Genomic DNA, 15,124 nt, shown 5'->3' with positions numbered 1-15,124 from the left:
ATACATACGCCAATTTATTTAAACAGCGTTAGATTCGTTGAATAAAAATTTATAAAAGAAAAAGATTTTCTTTGAAATAAATGAAACATTTCTGAAATATAATCGTCTATATAGGTGTAAAGTTTTTAAGCGATTACGCTTTGCTTAAAAATAAATTTGTGTCCAGCTCCAAGACCCTCAAGTCGCTTGCGCTTTTCTTATTATACCTTAAACGTAAAATGAAAAAACAAAAATGCAGAGGAAGGTTCCCCTGCATCCATGAATTAATTTAGGATTTTAATTTTTACTTTCTTTCGGCCCCAGCGGTATGCATCCGCTTTTGATGCGAAAAAGACATCGATCTTATTGCCTTTGATAGCTGACCCTTTATCGGCAGCTATTGCATAGCCATATCCTTCAACATATACTTTTGTTCCTAAAGGAATAACTCTAGGATCTACTGCGATGACCTTGATGTTAGGATTCGCCCTAAGGTTGATGCCAGTAGCCGTGTAGCCGGAGCAGCCGTTACAGTTAGCAGTATACGCTGTGGAAGAAACATAGAATTCCTTCCCTGCAGGTTCATTTGAGCCACGTGATACTTGAGCTACGATGACCTTCGTTCCCATTGCCACGACTTTATCCTGTTTTTCTTTCAATTTCTTTTCACTGACCAGTTTTCTTGATACTTCTTTGCCGTTTTCAAGGATTACTTCATATTCCTTTGAAAGCAAGCCTTCCTGGCCTTCTGTTACGACTTTCTGTTTCCCTTTTTCCAGTTTGCTGTCATTTTTTGTAATGACTGCATAGCTAATTGGTTCTTCCACTACATCGGTGACTTTTTCAACTCGAATGACATTAATCACGGCATCTTTAGTGACGTTCTGCTTTAATGCAGGCTCAACACGGTCCATTTCGTTCAGTGTGATTCCTTGCTGTGATAAAAAGTCAGCGACCGTAGTCGAAGTCGACCAAACATCTTGCTCTTTTCCGCCTACTACAACCTTGAGCGGGAAAGCTCTTTGAATGGCAATCTTCATATCTTGCTTTAATTTAGCGTCTGGGTTTTGGTTTAACTTGTCGTGTTCATTTATAGCGATATTCTGTTCTTTCAGGAATTCCTCTACAGTATCGGCTGCTGTCCAATACGTTTTCTTTTCCTGATCTTGTATTAGCTCTACCTGTTTTGCCGGCTTCCACACGATTGATAGGTTATCCTTAACCTCCGTGTTTACCGCCAGCGATAAATAGTCCTCTGAGCGCAATGAAATTTTGAGATCATTAAATATATCTTGGATAGTATTTGCGTGTGTTTTAATGACTCTTTCTTCGCCATCCAGTGTCAATGCGACTGTCTTTTTGGTCCCTTCATACATGAAGAACCCAAGAGCAGCGGCAAAAACTACGAAACTAGCAGAAAAAATCACCAGTTTCTTCTTACTCAAAGTCTTGGAAAACAGGTTTTTCATACTATTAATCACGATGAAAAACGCCTCCTCTTCTCGGAGTGATTATAAAGATATTGTTGCCGACTTGTCAACCCAGACACCCTTGCCAAGCGTAGTCCCTATTATGCAAGATGCTCCATAAAAAGAAAAGCAAGAGTTATCGACACGGTTATCCTATGTCGCTAGAGAGACATGTAGAACTTTTTAGAAACATAAAAAGTTTGGACAACCTTGTTGAAAAATCGACAACATTCTTTATCACTTTATGCCGAATAATTTTTTTGCATTTCTGGCTGTTTCTTCAGCCACTTCCTCAAGAGTTAACCCTTTCAGTTCTGCAATTTGTTCGGCTACCAATTTTACATATGCTGGTTCATTTCTTTTTCCGCGAAATGGATGCGGAGTCAGGTATGGGCAGTCTGTTTCGACCAAAAGACGATCTAAGGGAAGCGCCTCTGCCACTTCCTTCGGTTTTTTAGCGTTTTTAAAAGTAACAGGCCCGCCAAGCGAAATTAAGAAATTCATTTCAACGCATTCAATCGCTGTTTCTACGCTGCCGCTGAAACAGTGCATGATCCCGCCTACTTCCCCGGCATTCTCTTCCTTTAAAATCTCTACTATGTCTGCTGTTGCATCACGATTATGTATGATAATAGGAAGTTGCACTTCTTTTGCCAGTCTGATTTGTTTGCGGAAAACCTCTTTCTGGATTTCCTTCGGTGACTTGTCCCAGTAATAATCAAGGCCCATTTCCCCAAGTGCCACAACCTTCGGATGGCTTGCCAATTCTTTCAGCCAATCCAGATGCTCCTGGGTCATATCGATTGCATCGACTGGATGCCACCCCACACTCGCATAAAGAAAGTCATAGTTTTCAGCGAGCTCTAGTGCTTTTTTTATCGTTATTTCATCGAAACCGACAACCACCATATTCGTAACACCTTCAGCAATTGCACGGTCAATGACCTCCTGTAGATCTTCGTTGAATTGTTCTGCGTTTAAGTGCACGTGTGTATCAAAAAGCATGTCAAAACTCCTTTGCAGCATTGCCCTGCAGTTTCATTCTAATCATACCTGACAAAAGGTTGAATAGAATTACTGCGATGTTCTTATTATTGTGATAAAGATGTGTCGATATCATAACTTTTTTTCAATGTAAAGGTCAAATTTTTGCAACTGTTTTCATAAAAACCCGACAATCGTCGGGAGTGGTTGCTGTCTGACTCTCTTACTATCATAAATCACTCTTTTAAAAAAATTGCTTTTTTAACACAAAAAACCTGAAAATGTTACACATGAAACATTTCCAGGTTCGTATTGTATTATTTTACTCTAGCTCCGATTGAGAGTGAATCATCTACTGTTGCCAATGACATGACGCCATCCTTTTCACCGGCAAGAATCATTCCCTCGGAAAGCTCTCCGCGAAGTTTGACAGGCTTCAGATTTGTCACGCAAATCACCTTTTTGCCTACAAGGTCTTCCGGTTTATAGTATTTCGCAATGCCAGAAACAACCTGGCGCTTTTCATAGCCAAGATCTAATTGAAGCTTCAGAAGCTTATCAGCCTTCTTGACTGGTTCTGCATGGATAACTTTCGCTACACGCAGTTCAACCTTCATGAAGTCATCAATCGTAATCTCGTCCTGGACCTCAGGTTTTTCTTCTTCCACAGGTGCAGTGGCTGGAGCTGACCCTTGCATTTTTTCCTTGATGAACTCAACTTCTTCCTTCAATTCAAGGCGAGGGAAGATTGGCTCTCCTTGAACAACCTTTGTACCAGCAGGAATCTGGCCGAATTCCTCGAGGCTTTCCCATGTTTGAAGTACTTCAGAACCAACATTAAGCTGAGCAAAGATTTTATCTGGAGTTCTTGTCAGGAATGGCTTCAATAGGACAGCCACTCTTCTCAATGATTCAGCAAGGTGGACCATCACATCCGCCAGGACCGCTTTCTTTCCTTCATCCTTCGCAAGCACCCAAGGCTGAGTTTCATCAATGAACTTATTGCAACGGCTGATCAATTGCCATACAGAAGTAAGGGCCACTGAAAACTCCATTTTCTCCATTGCTTCTTCATACTTCTGAACTGTTTCCTTGTTCACTTCAAGCAGCTGCTTATCATATTCACCTTCGGAACCATTGTAGGCTGGGATTTCTCCATCAAAATACTTGTTGATCATCGCTACCGTTCTGTTCAACAAGTTCCCAAGGTCATTCGCAAGGTCAAAGTTGATCCTTTCGACAAATCCTTCAGGAGTGAATACACCATCAGAACCAAATGGAACTTCACGGAGCAGGTAGTAACGAAGCGCATCAAGGCCATAGCGGTCAATCAGTGTAACCGGGTCTACTACGTTGCCCTTGGATTTCGACATTTTTCCGTCCTTCATCAAAAGCCAGCCGTGGGCGAAAACCTTTTTAGGCAGCGGAAGGTCAAGAGCCATCAGCATTATTGGCCAATAAATCGTGTGGAAGCGGACGATTTCTTTACCGACAAGATGGACATCCGCAGGCCAGTAATTCAAGTACTTCGAATCATCATCCGTTCCATAGCCAAGAGCCGTGATATAGTTCGACAATGCATCGATCCATACATAAATGACATGCTTCGGATCACCAGGAACCTTAACACCCCAATCAAATGTTGTCCGGGATACAGCCAGATCCTCAAGTCCAGGCTTTATAAAGTTATTGATCATTTCATTTTTACGTGATTCCGGCTGGATGAACTCCGGATTCTCTTCATAATACTTCAGGAGCCTGTCTGCGTATTTACTCATTTTGAAGAAGTATGACTCTTCTTTAACTTTTTCAACAGGACGGCCACAATCCGGACAGTTGCCATCTTCAAGCTGTCTGTCTGTGTAGAATGATTCACAAGGAGTACAGTACCAGCCTTCATATTGATCAAGATAAATATCACCCTGCTCAAGCAGCTGGGCGAAAATCTTTTCGACAATCTGTTTGTGACGATCCTGTGTTGTACGGATAAAATCATTGTAGGAAATATCCAGCTTGCCCCAAAGCTCCTGGATCCCTTCGACGATTTCGTCTACATATTGCTGCGGAGTGATGCCCTTACCCTCAGCATTACGCTGGATTTTTTGACCGTGCTCATCCGTGCCTGTCAAGTACATGACATCATAGCCGCGCAGTCTCTTATAGCGAGCCATTGCATCACCAGCTACTGTCGTGTAAGCATGGCCAATATGTAAATTGCCGCTCGGATAATAAATCGGGGTTGTAAGATAAAAGGTTTTCAGTTTCTCTTCCATGAAGATCCTCCTTAACTAAAACTGCTAGTTCATTCTAATAGTAGTTATTATACCAGCTAATGCCCTGCGTTTCATAACACTTTAATGTAAAACAAAGGCCCATTATTAAATGGTTTCGACATTCTCATTTTACTCAATTAGGAAAAACATAATTTTTTATAAAAAAATACTCCACTACGGACATTCTCCCTATAGAGTTTACGAATTTTGTCAGTAGAGAATTTTATGTGGACTATGTCCTTATATGACTTTATCAAAAAAGCCCCGCCTTATTTTTTGGCAGGAGCTAAATACCCGATTATTAAAGTAAAAGGTTGATAATCACATAATAAATCATAACCAAACCCTTTAAGAGATTATACCTGTTTACTAAAAAATGTTCATGCTATCAAGATTTTGTCGAATTTGTGACATTTTGTCGAAGGAATTTGTAGAATTTTGTCGAATTGTGCGTAATTTACTATTCCCCCAATAACATTTTTCGTAAATCCTCTATTAAAGAAAACCGCACCATTCCTTAATCCTTCTTGCCATTTTCATTCACAACCCTTGATATGAAAAGGTTTTCTCACTGTGTTAAAATTTGTTAATAGAAGAAAAATAAAATAATTGACGGTTATTGGAATCGCTGGTATTATAAAACCAATAAGAGAAAAATGTCGAAAAATGACGAACTTAATATAAGGGAAAATGAGAGGGGATAGTTTATTATGAAATCTACTGGTATCGTTCGTAAAGTTGATGAGCTTGGCCGTGTGGTAATTCCAATCGAACTTAGAAGGACTCTTGGCATCGCAGAAAAGGATGCTTTGGAAATTTATGTTGATGATGATCGCATCATCCTTAAGAAGTACAAGCCAAACATGACTTGCCACATCACTGGTGAAGTTTCTGACAACAACATCACATTGGCAGGCGGAAAGCTAATCCTTAGCCGTGAAGGTGCTGAACAGCTTCTTCAAGAAATCCAGGGAAGCTTCGAACCTGTAAAAGCATAAATCTAATACTCAAGGCCGTGGACAAATCCACGGCCTTTTTTATGTATGCTGTTTCTGCCTATTCTTTAATATGATACGCCTGGTATACCTCTCGCTTTTGCATGCCTCGATCTTTGGCTGTTTGCTTGATTGCATCTTTAGAATTCATTTGTTCATTGGAAATATAATGTTCGACATGCTCATCCAGGCTTAAATTTTCCCACCACTGGTTCTCTTCTTCGACAACGGAATCCGGAGAAGCTCCTTCGATGATTAATACAAATTCCCCACGGACTTCTTCTGCCTCCGCCCATGCCAATGCTTCAGAAATCGTTCCCCTCAGGAACTCCTCATATTTCTTCGTCAGTTCACGGCAAAGGACAATTTTACGGTCACCGAGACCATCAAGCATCACCGATAGCGTCTCCTTCAAACGATGGGGAGATTCATAAAGGACGATCGTTGCAGTTTGCTTCGCCAGCAGCTCAAGTTCCTTCTTCTTATCCTTTTTCCCTCTCTGGAGAAATCCATAATAATAGAAAGGCTGAGGAAGTATTCCAGAAGCAATCAAGGCAGTCAAAGCGGCATTCGCCCCTGGCAGCGGAACGACAGTCAATCCTTCGGCGATTGCTTCAGCCACCAGTTCTGTACCTGGATCAGAAATGGTTGGCATTCCTGCATCGCTGACGAGCGCGACTTTTGCTCCCTCCTTGATCTTTTCAATCAATTTATATCCGCTGCTTTCCTTATTATGTTCATGATAGCTGGTAACGGGCGTTTCAATCTCAAAATAGTTACATAGCTTTTTCGTGTTCCTCGTATCCTCTGCCGCAATCAAATCGGATTCCTTCATGATTCTGATCGCCCTGAATGTCATGTCTTCAAGATTACCTATAGGGGTCGGCACAAGGTAAAGAATCCCTTTTTCATGTTCCCGATCAAAGCTTTTCTGCTGTTGCATGTAAATCACCCGTTTCTTTGTGCTTATTTGCTTCCATATAACATCTTTTTAATAACCGGGGTATACTCATTATTTTCATCATAAACCGTCAATGGCTCAAGGATTTTCAGATCAGGACTGCCATCCTTGATTGCCTCAACCAAAAGCGTGTTCGCTTCCTTCCCGGCTTTTGGATGCACAAACTGGATCCGCTTAGGCTCAAGCCTGTATTTCCTCATAAGTTCGATGATATCGATCAACCTGCCTGGACGATGGACGAAGGCAACCTTGCCGCCCTGCTTTACAAGCTGGCTCGATGATTTAATCGCATCCTCAAGTGTGCAGAGTATCTCGTGGCGTGCAATCGCCAAATGTTCATTCAAATTTATTTCTTCTTTTGAGGGTGTAAGAAAATAAGGAGGGTTGCATGTTACGACATCATATTTCTCATAGCCAAGCTCTTTGGGCGCATCCTTTAGGTCTCCATGGATCATATGCAATCGATCTTCAAGCTTATTATAATCAATACTGCGGACAGCCATATCATACAACCGCTCCTGAATCTCCACACCCGTGATACTTCCCTTCGTCCTCGCGCTTAAAAATAATGGAATCACACCATTGCCGCTGCAAAGGTCGACAATTCTGCCTTTTTGGATTGGCACCCAGACAAACCTCGCAAGCAGCACAGCATCCAGCGAAAATGAAAATACATTCGGGCTTTGGATGATCCTTAAATCCTCTGCCAATAAATAATCCAATCGTTCATCTTCCCGTAAGTTAACCATTATAGATATTTCCTCCATACGCTTGTTGAATCGCCCTGATCAGCTTCGATAAATGCCTTTGGCTTTTAAAAATATGACTCTGTTACCACGGCAGTTGGTTTACAAAACCAACATTAAGCTATACAAAGTCAATCTTATAAAAATAGCCTTCCCTAATTAAGGAAGGCTGCCAATTATTTTTTATTAAGAAAGGATAGACAGAACAAACAATCTTCTTTGCGTGGGCTTCCGAAATGCAGATTGCAGATATGGAAGCCTTCCTGGTACAGACGGGCAAGGTTGTCATAGCCTTCACCGATGTCGACCACGTTTTTATCGCCTTGAGCCTGATTGCTGTTTCCCTTACCGCTTTTCTTAATGGTTGGATCTTTTTTACCAATGGTTTGATCCAGACGGCGTCTTATATGCTCATTTTCCAGCTTTAATGCATTATTCTCTTCCAGAACTTCTGCCAAATGCTGTTTTAACTCACCAAGCTGACGGTATAAATCACCGATCTGCGATTCCATATTACTTACTGAGTCAAAGATATCTTTTTTATCCACCTGTTCCACCTCATTAATCTGTGGATGATTGCAACGATACAGCTCCTGCTTCCTGTATTTCCTCAAGTGTATATTCCAGCACACGTTCCTGGCCAGGTATATCGACTTGCATGACTCGTTCCAGGATGTTCAACCCGACAACCTTTCCAGTACCATCAGGTGTAACAATCATTTCACCCAGGTCAGGCAGCTGCTCTTTCGCTGATTCATATTCGTCGTTCTCATATTTCAAACAGCACATGAGCCTGCCGCAAAGGCCAGAAATTTTCGTTGGGTTAAGCGAGAGGTTTTGATCCTTGGCCATCTTGATTGAAACTGGATCAAAGTCCCCGAGGAACGTTGAACAGCAAAGCATTCTGCCGCATGGTCCTATCCCGCCAAGCATTTTCGCTTCATCCCTGACACCAATTTGGCGCAGTTCAATCCTTGTCCGGAAAATCGAGGCCAAGTCCTTGACCAATTCCCGGAAATCGACGCGGCCGTCAGCCGTGAAGTAGAAAATGACTTTATTGCGGTCAAATGTATATTCAACATCAACAAGCTTCATATCAAGCTGATGTTCATTCACTTTATCACTGCAAACATCATAAGCTTCCTTTGCAGCTGTTTTGTTCTCCTCGACAATAAGGCGATCCTTCTGATCTGCAATTCTGACTACCTTTTTCAGAGGCAGGACTACATCCTTCTCGCCGACCTGCTTACGGGGAGTTACCACTCTGCCGTACTCAACGCCCCTTACAGTTTCGACAATGACGAATTCGTCCTTTTGAATTGAGAGATCGCCGGGATCAAAATAATAAATCTTCCCCGCTTTCTTGAAGCGGACACCTACTACATCATACAAGTGTAGATCCCTCCTGCAATTTTAACACCAGCTCTTCCATGAGCAGCTGGGGATTCATATTGGCATGCAGCTTCCTCTTCGCCTCCAGAATGGCTGCCATTTGTTCGGTAAGACGCCGTCCGGATGTCTGTAATGCAAACTGTTCTAAACGTGAGCTTTCGTTTAGATATACAACCTGGTCTTTCTTGCCAAGCTGAATGTATAGTAAATCCTTAAAAATAAGAAGTAATAAATCCAAACCACGATCGATTTGTTCTTTCTCTTTAAAGTGCATAAACCAGTTCTCTTGAAGCGCGACCATAGCTTCAAGTGAATTCTTTTTCAGCACTTCATATAATTTTAACACTATTTTTTGTGCTTGTGCAAACCAATCATCATTACTTATCTCTAAAGCTTCTTCCAAATTATTCGTCAGCTGAGCCAATAGTGGTGCCATTTGCGGTTGTATCCCATTGGCTATCAATTGTTCCGCCATATTTATCGGAGATAATGGCGTAAAATTGATCATTTGGCATCTCGATAAAATTGTCGGCAGCATTTGCTGTGCCTGCTCGGTAATCAATACGGCAACAGTTCCCGCATGCGGTTCCTCAAGGAATTTCAGCAGACTGTTCGCCGCATTTGTCGTCATCCTATCGGCATGTACAATCGTGTAAAGCTTATTCTTTGACTCTACACCTGTTTTCGAAAACTCCTCCTGAAGTTGCTGGATCTGCCCTTTCTTGATTGACAGGCCATCAGGCTCGACAAGATGGATATCCGGATGGTTGCCATGGTTGATCCTTTTGCAGTTCAAGCAGCTTTCGCAAGGCTTATAGCCATCAACCGGAGCATGGCAATTGATGCTCTTGGCAAGAAGAATACTAATCTCCTTTTTGCCAGTACCCCTCATTCCTTCAAATAAATACGCATGGGCTATTCGATTTTTCAGGATGCTGTTTTTAATCATTTTCAAAACATTCGGCTGAAGTCTCTCCAGCTCGTCCCACGTCTTTGCCAATGCGATCACTCACTTACGTATATAAATTGATCAATAGACCTTTGATTTCCCCGATTTTACCGAGAATATCAATCTGTTCATCTTTATTATCCATTAACTCTTCTGTCAACTCCACGAGCTTTTCATCAATTGTTTCTACAAGCTTCAGTGACCTGCCTTCGCCATATTGATTCCAGCTATGCGAGTGCTTTAGCTCCATTCCAAAGTTGACTGTTTCTTTTACAAATTGCTTAACCAGTGTCTTGAACTTAGCCAGGTCCTTGAACGTCCTGGACCGGGCAAGCCTCTCACCGGCAGATTCGACTTCCTTCATTAATTGCTGAAGCTGTCCAAGCTGCATTTTATGTTCCTGTTTTTGCACAAGTTCATTGAATTTGATTCCGCCCCCAGGCTGTTGTTTTTGATCCTGGCGAACTTTATCCATGTTAAGGCGCATATCCTGATTAATCTTCATCTCTTGCTAAACCTCCGGGTACTTCCCGTTAAAATTGATGAAACTGCTCAACAGGCAATACGAATACAGTCGCTCCGCCAACCTCGACTTCAACCGGGTAAGGGACATATGAATCCGCATTTCCTCCCATCGGCGAAACAGGTGCTACAAGCTGGTCACGAGATTTACAGTTATCCCTGATGACCTCCAATGCCTTTTCTACCCTGATGTCTTCTGTTCCTATAATAAAAGTAGTGTTTCCTGACTTCAGGAATCCCCCAGTACTAGCCATCTTTGTTGCACGGAAATTATGATCTACTAATGCATTGGACAGACGGTTGCTATCCTGGTCCTGGACCACAGCTAAAATTAATTTCATTCATTATCCCCCTAAGTTAATTCGTAGGCATGCCGCTTCGGGATTGATTCAAACAAGCAACACCCCAGACGAAAAAGTGTTTTTTCATTCCGTAACATTTGTATGTTTATTATAACAGGATTCATGTGACAAGACATGATATAAACGGGATTAACCAATTCCTTCTAAAAGTAACCCACCATTTATTATATTCCTAATATAAAAACAAGCCTTAAACTCAAATAAGACTTGTTTAAATTTAATACTATTTAAATTAATTAAACAATAGGATTTTAAGGTCAACTAACTTATCAACTATTCATTAATTAACCCTAAGAATTCCTCCTCAAATAACGTTAAACTTAATACATCTTTTATAGATATATTTAATAATTTACAAATTCCTTGCATTTTTTCTATTAAATTCTTTCTTAAATCTGGAGAGTAAACAGAATAAATATCAGCAAATACTAATGAAAGACCGACTGTATGAAGAAATTTAATATCTACCAATGGGTCATCTGGTCTTAATATAAATAAACCCTCATCCTTTGATATAACTTCATAAAATTTTTCATATCTACTGCTGGCTAACTCAGCAAACCTTTTAATATCCTTAATTATATCATCAGTATCATAATATTTTAATGTATCAAATTTAATAGCATATATTGGTTTAGTCTTTGTGAATATTTCCTTTTCAATTTCATAAAATTTATTTTCACTTATCTCTAATTTCTCATAATGTTTTATCCATTTATAGGAGATATAACCTAAAATATTATTAGGTAACAAATCAATTATTTTCTCCCGACACATACCTTGTTTATAGTTTTCAAATACCTCAAAAAAGTTTTTCAATTCATCGTTTCCAATATTTTTATATTCTCTATTTAAAACTGCTCGGTGATTTATGCCAACAAAATCATTTAATTTATATGCATTATTCAGTTCTTTAGTAAAACTTATAGTATCATAATTATTGTTTTGTACTATTTCTCTAACAACGTTTTCATGTTTTTTATAGAGATGCAAACTATCTGTAAAATGTCTTTGTACCCCTATTTGGTATCCTGTTTGTTCAGCAATATATACTTGTAACAAATAAAAAACAAATACATTATATGGAACTCCTAAGAAAATATCATTAGATCTATTTAGAACGGTTATATCTAATTTATCCTTCCTTACTTTTAGGAGAATTGAAATATTACAAGGTAAATCATTTGAATTTGCGGCTAAATCATCAACGGACCACATCGATAAAACTACTCTTCGACTATTAGGCCTTTCTTTTAGTTGTTTAATCGCCTCTTCTATTTGGTCTTTCTTAAAATAGTGCTTTAATCTAAATCCATATGCTCCATTTAATGTACTTCCATCGTCAGAAAACATATGGTAATTATTTATGTAATGTTGTAAAGGTTTTAATTCATTTGAACCTTCAATAATCCACGAAAACTCAGTTAAGGCAAAAAAAGGATTTATTGCTCTATTATTTAAGTGTATTAATCTAAAATTATCTTCAGATATTTCAAAAGTTGCTGGCCCTAAATCCTTTACTTCTCCAACTCTTGAATTAATGTATTCTCCCTTATGAAAATATGCATATTTCAACATATCATAATATATTTTATTGAAGTCTGTTCCATTAAAATTTATCATTGGATCTATACCTTTCAAATTTTATTTCGTTCTTTCTTAACTTTTTAAGATATTGTTGCTCTAAATCAATATTTAACTGCCCTGCGATTTTAATTAAATAAATAAACACATCAGTTAGTTCTTCTTCTAAATCTGCTCTTCTCATATCTAAATCAAAGTCACCACGTTTTACCTTTTTTACTATATTTGAAAACTCACCAATTTCTCCAACTATACAGACTATCAAATGTTCCAATACTTCAATATTCATGTTAGTGATCGGTTCATAAAAGGGATTATTCCCCTCATGTTTCTTATCAAAATCTTTTTGCCGATTTATTATTTCTTGTAACGTTAGAGACATCTTTCAAGCTCCTTAATTATGTTCTCAAGGTTAGACTTAATCACATTATTTAATTCTTTAATATATGGATTATGAGAGGTTTTGCTTCTTAGTAATGTTAATTCATCAGTTTTTTTAATACACTCCCTAAAATTCTGAATAACTAAAGGTTGTTTGAAACACTTATTAATTTGAGAATCAAACTCCTGGTCATTTATTATCTCAAGGATATTTACAAAACCTTTTTTTTCTGTTACCGTACTTTCTTTTAGCTTATCTTTTAAGATACTAATTATCTTTTCAGGATTAGTTTGCATATAAAGAAGTATTTTAGACGATGGTAAAATGTCTACTTCAAATCTGCTAAGTGTCGTTTGGTCAGGGTTCGCATAGGCTCTAAATGCAATTAAATTAAGTTTAACTTTATCAATACCTGCAATTTCTTGGTTCAATTGATTTATTATTAACCTTATCTCTTCCAGATTTATTGGAAGAAAATTATATATTTCAAGTGCTCTAAAATATGTTGTAACATACAAATCATTATTCTCTAATCCAAATTGTAATGACATAAAAGATGGAATTGGAGTATCCCCACTATTGATTATATGTTTTTGACTAATTAAAGAAATTACTGCACGATTTGAGTCTTTCTTATTTTTGAGTTCATTAACTATATGGATAATTCCTTTTTCACCTATATATTCACCGTGATTGATATGTAAATTAGTTGGTCTACTAGTGTTTTGCCAATCTTCTGCATCCTTTAAAGCGTAGGCAAGTTGTACTTCTCGAATAATGCTAACATCAAACTCTACTTTCAAGTTGAAATTTAGTAGATAATTAGTTTCTGACTCTTTTACAATTTCTTCAGCAATTGTCAGAATTTCTCCAAAACTATTCACTTTATTATATTGATTCATAGCTATTCTCCTCTACGATTTTGAATCCACCAATCCTAGCTCCAACCTGGTTATCCTTTGAAAAAATATACTGTTTTCTTCTAACAATATTTTTTGAGATGCTATAATATGAAATACCATTTGTATATCCAGGATTTTCAAAACCAGGTGTATTAACTCCAAATATAAACATATTTGATTTTCCAATTGGTAAATCCATATTATTATGCTGATGACCATGTAGGATTACGTTAAACCCGTAATAGTCCAGTAAATGTATAAATTCATAGGCATTTCTTATTGCAGATGTATCATGTTGAAATTGGTTAATCAAATGATGATGCACCACAACCACCTTAATTCTATCTTTATCTAAAGATGCTTGCCTTAAAGAGATCCTTAAATCATCCATATTAATTAATCCATACCTACGGTCTAAATTGTACGAGGAATTAATTACTAAGAATAATGCATCTTCGGTTTCTAATATTTTTTGATTTTGGTTAGTAAATGAAAAGAAATTATCTCTTCTTATCTCACTTGTAAAACCATCCAATAATTCAAAGGGACGAAACTTGCCGTTGCTAACAATATCATGATTACCTGGACATACTATTATCCGCTCTCTTTTCAATTGCGGACTACACCTCTGTATAATATTCCTGAAAATTCTGGAGGCATCTTTATATCCCTGCTCTTGCCCTCGAAAAGTAATATCCCCACTAATAAGAAAATAAAAATCTTCCTCACCTAAAGACTCAATTAATTCACATAAATAATTAGTGAAATCGCTTTCAAAAGCTACCATGTTTTCAACAGGAAAATGTAAATCTGATAAGTGTAAGATATTTAGCATTAGTAGTCTCCTTTCGATACACCTAAAACAAAAAGCCGCATATGCGGCTTTTTAAAATATAACATATTTTTCTAATTTTTGTAAGGAATAAACTAATTTAGTTTTTCTTCTATAAATTTAACAATTTCTTTGTGTATATCATCAGGGTTGTTATCACCTCTTACTATGCAGATTGTACCATCATATTCAGAAAAGATTTTTTCATAGTTCTTTTTCACCATTACTAACTTCTCTTTATTTTCATATACGTCCTGAACTGTTCTTAATTGTAACCTCTGCAAAGATGTTTCTACTGGGTTATCAATATATATTACTAAATCCGGATTAGGAAACCTTTCGTTTAGTCCTTTAACAAAATGAAATTCTTCCTCATTGCTACAGTGATATGCTAATGATGAAAAGAAATATCTTGTGCTTATTACATTTTTACCTTCCTTAAGTAATTTAAAAACCCCATCAATGTCATTATACAAATGATCATGTCGATCTGCAGCAAATAGATAGGCCATTTGCTGATCAAACCTTGCCGAATCTGTACAAAATGCAACTCTTTCTTTTAGACCTTCCCTTATAAGGTTGCCAATAGGTCCACTAGAAGGTTCCAATGTTAAAACTGCTTTTTTATCTTTATTAATAAAATAATCCCTTAATAAATTTGCTTGGGTTGATGTCCCTGAACCATCTATGCCTTCAAATACAATAAATAAATTTTTCAATTAATTTTCCTCCGTCTTCTTTCACATATAAAAAAATATTTATCACTATTCTAACTTAATTTAAACTGAAATT

16 protein-coding genes are annotated in these 15,124 nt (G+C 38.0%); 1 reads left to right on the top strand and 15 read right to left on the bottom strand.

What is annotated here, in order from left to right:
• Positions 1-263: 263 nt before the first annotated feature.
• The 3 genes from CD004_RS22485 to metG all read right to left on the bottom strand — a co-directional run bounded on the left by CD004_RS22485 (position 264) and on the right by metG (position 4,705).
• Positions 264-1,448 (bottom strand): resuscitation-promoting factor, encoded by a 1,185-nt coding sequence (locus CD004_RS22485; protein WP_102264792.1) that lies wholly within the window; start codon positions 1,446-1,448, stop codon positions 264-266.
• 237 nt (positions 1,449-1,685) lie between these two features.
• Positions 1,686-2,453 carry a TatD family hydrolase gene (locus tag CD004_RS22480; RefSeq protein ID WP_102264791.1) on the bottom strand — a complete coding sequence of 256 codons (768 nt, stop codon included), beginning with the start codon at positions 2,451-2,453 and terminating at the stop codon, positions 1,686-1,688.
• A 296-nt stretch (positions 2,454-2,749) separates the two neighbouring features.
• Complete coding sequence (gene metG, locus CD004_RS22475) at positions 2,750-4,705, bottom strand: methionine--tRNA ligase (protein WP_102264790.1); 1,956 nt, start codon at positions 4,703-4,705, stop codon at positions 2,750-2,752.
• A 710-nt stretch (positions 4,706-5,415) separates the two neighbouring features.
• On the opposite strand from metG, the gene CD004_RS22470 reads away from it, so the two are divergent.
• Entirely contained in the window at positions 5,416-5,703 is a 288-nt protein-coding gene (locus CD004_RS22470) for a transition state genes transcriptional regulator AbrB (protein WP_102264789.1), read from the top strand.
• A gap of 58 nt (positions 5,704-5,761) precedes the next feature.
• Here the strand turns inward: CD004_RS22470 and rsmI are convergent, their stop codons facing one another.
• The 12 genes from rsmI to tmk all read right to left on the bottom strand — a co-directional run bounded on the left by rsmI (position 5,762) and on the right by tmk (position 15,051).
• On the bottom strand, positions 5,762-6,643 hold the full coding sequence (rsmI, locus tag CD004_RS22465) for a 16S rRNA (cytidine(1402)-2'-O)-methyltransferase (protein WP_102264788.1): 882 nt from the start codon (positions 6,641-6,643) through the stop codon (positions 5,762-5,764).
• Positions 6,644-6,666: 23 nt separating this feature from the next.
• A complete protein-coding gene (locus tag CD004_RS22460; RefSeq protein WP_102264787.1) occupies positions 6,667-7,410 on the bottom strand; it encodes a tRNA1(Val) (adenine(37)-N6)-methyltransferase in 744 nt (247 codons plus the stop codon).
• A 173-nt stretch (positions 7,411-7,583) separates the two neighbouring features.
• Positions 7,584-7,955 (bottom strand): DNA replication initiation control protein YabA, encoded by a 372-nt coding sequence (yabA, locus tag CD004_RS22455; RefSeq protein ID WP_102264786.1) that lies wholly within the window; start codon positions 7,953-7,955, stop codon positions 7,584-7,586.
• Positions 7,956-7,968: 13 nt separating this feature from the next.
• Positions 7,969-8,799, bottom strand: a complete 831-nt coding sequence (locus CD004_RS22450; protein WP_102264785.1) for a PSP1 domain-containing protein — start codon at positions 8,797-8,799, stop codon at positions 7,969-7,971.
• Positions 8,792-9,799 carry a DNA polymerase III subunit delta' gene (gene holB / locus CD004_RS22445; RefSeq protein ID WP_102264784.1) on the bottom strand — a complete coding sequence of 336 codons (1,008 nt, stop codon included), beginning with the start codon at positions 9,797-9,799 and terminating at the stop codon, positions 8,792-8,794. The genes CD004_RS22450 and holB overlap by 8 nt, the downstream gene beginning before the upstream one ends.
• Positions 9,800-9,812: 13 nt before the next feature.
• Entirely contained in the window at positions 9,813-10,253 is a 441-nt protein-coding gene (locus tag CD004_RS22440; protein ID WP_102264783.1) for a YaaR family protein, read from the bottom strand.
• Between the two features lie 28 nt (positions 10,254-10,281).
• Positions 10,282-10,611 carry a cyclic-di-AMP receptor gene (locus CD004_RS22435; protein WP_023613337.1) on the bottom strand — a complete coding sequence of 110 codons (330 nt, stop codon included), beginning with the start codon at positions 10,609-10,611 and terminating at the stop codon, positions 10,282-10,284.
• Between the two features lie 294 nt (positions 10,612-10,905).
• Positions 10,906-12,255, bottom strand: a complete 1,350-nt coding sequence (locus CD004_RS22430) for a thymidylate synthase (RefSeq protein WP_102264782.1) — start codon at positions 12,253-12,255, stop codon at positions 10,906-10,908.
• The gene (locus CD004_RS22425; protein ID WP_102264781.1) at positions 12,242-12,598 is read right to left on the bottom strand and encodes a MazG nucleotide pyrophosphohydrolase domain-containing protein; all 357 of its coding nucleotides are present in this window, start codon (positions 12,596-12,598) and stop codon (positions 12,242-12,244) included. The genes CD004_RS22430 and CD004_RS22425 overlap by 14 nt, the downstream gene beginning before the upstream one ends.
• On the bottom strand, positions 12,589-13,500 hold the full coding sequence (locus CD004_RS22420) for a thymidylate synthase family protein (protein WP_102264780.1): 912 nt from the start codon (positions 13,498-13,500) through the stop codon (positions 12,589-12,591). Before CD004_RS22420 ends, CD004_RS22425 begins: the two co-directional genes overlap by 10 nt.
• Positions 13,487-14,335 carry a metallophosphoesterase family protein gene (locus CD004_RS22415; protein WP_102264779.1) on the bottom strand — a complete coding sequence of 283 codons (849 nt, stop codon included), beginning with the start codon at positions 14,333-14,335 and terminating at the stop codon, positions 13,487-13,489. The genes CD004_RS22420 and CD004_RS22415 overlap by 14 nt, the downstream gene beginning before the upstream one ends.
• 92 nt (positions 14,336-14,427) lie before the next feature.
• A complete protein-coding gene (gene tmk, locus CD004_RS22410) occupies positions 14,428-15,051 on the bottom strand; it encodes a dTMP kinase (protein ID WP_102264778.1) in 624 nt (207 codons plus the stop codon).
• Positions 15,052-15,124 lie beyond the last annotated feature (73 nt).

The sequence above is a fragment of the Mesobacillus jeotgali genome (assembly GCF_002874535.1).
In the GTDB taxonomy this organism is placed as follows: Bacteria; Bacillota; Bacilli; order Bacillales; family Cytobacillaceae; genus Mesobacillus; species Mesobacillus jeotgali.
Note: the sequence above shows the minus strand (reverse complement) of the source record. Positions and strands in the feature narration are given on the sequence as shown.

Excerpts from the sequence above, each read along its gene's own strand:
- CD004_RS22485 (WP_102264792.1), bottom strand. The coding sequence starts at position 1,448 with ATGAAAAACCTGTTTTCCAAGACTTTGAGTAAGAAGAAACTGGTGATT.
- CD004_RS22480 (WP_102264791.1), bottom strand. The coding sequence starts at position 2,453 with ATGCTTTTTGATACACACGTGCACTTAAACGCAGAACAATTCAACGAA.
- metG (WP_102264790.1), bottom strand. The coding sequence starts at position 4,705 with ATGGAAGAGAAACTGAAAACCTTTTATCTTACAACCCCGATTTATTAT.
- CD004_RS22470 (WP_102264789.1), top strand. The coding sequence starts at position 5,416 with ATGAAATCTACTGGTATCGTTCGTAAAGTTGATGAGCTTGGCCGTGTG.
- rsmI (WP_102264788.1), bottom strand. The coding sequence starts at position 6,643 with ATGCAACAGCAGAAAAGCTTTGATCGGGAACATGAAAAAGGGATTCTT.
- CD004_RS22460 (WP_102264787.1), bottom strand. The coding sequence starts at position 7,410 with ATGGTTAACTTACGGGAAGATGAACGATTGGATTATTTATTGGCAGAG.
- CD004_RS22440 (WP_102264783.1), bottom strand. The coding sequence starts at position 10,253 with ATGAAGATTAATCAGGATATGCGCCTTAACATGGATAAAGTTCGCCAG.
- CD004_RS22435 (WP_023613337.1), bottom strand. The coding sequence starts at position 10,611 with ATGAAATTAATTTTAGCTGTGGTCCAGGACCAGGATAGCAACCGTCTG.
- CD004_RS22430 (WP_102264782.1), bottom strand. The coding sequence starts at position 12,255 with ATGATAAATTTTAATGGAACAGACTTCAATAAAATATATTATGATATG.
- CD004_RS22425 (WP_102264781.1), bottom strand. The coding sequence starts at position 12,598 with ATGTCTCTAACGTTACAAGAAATAATAAATCGGCAAAAAGATTTTGAT.
- CD004_RS22420 (WP_102264780.1), bottom strand. The coding sequence starts at position 13,500 with ATGAATCAATATAATAAAGTGAATAGTTTTGGAGAAATTCTGACAATT.
- CD004_RS22415 (WP_102264779.1), bottom strand. The coding sequence starts at position 14,335 with ATGCTAAATATCTTACACTTATCAGATTTACATTTTCCTGTTGAAAAC.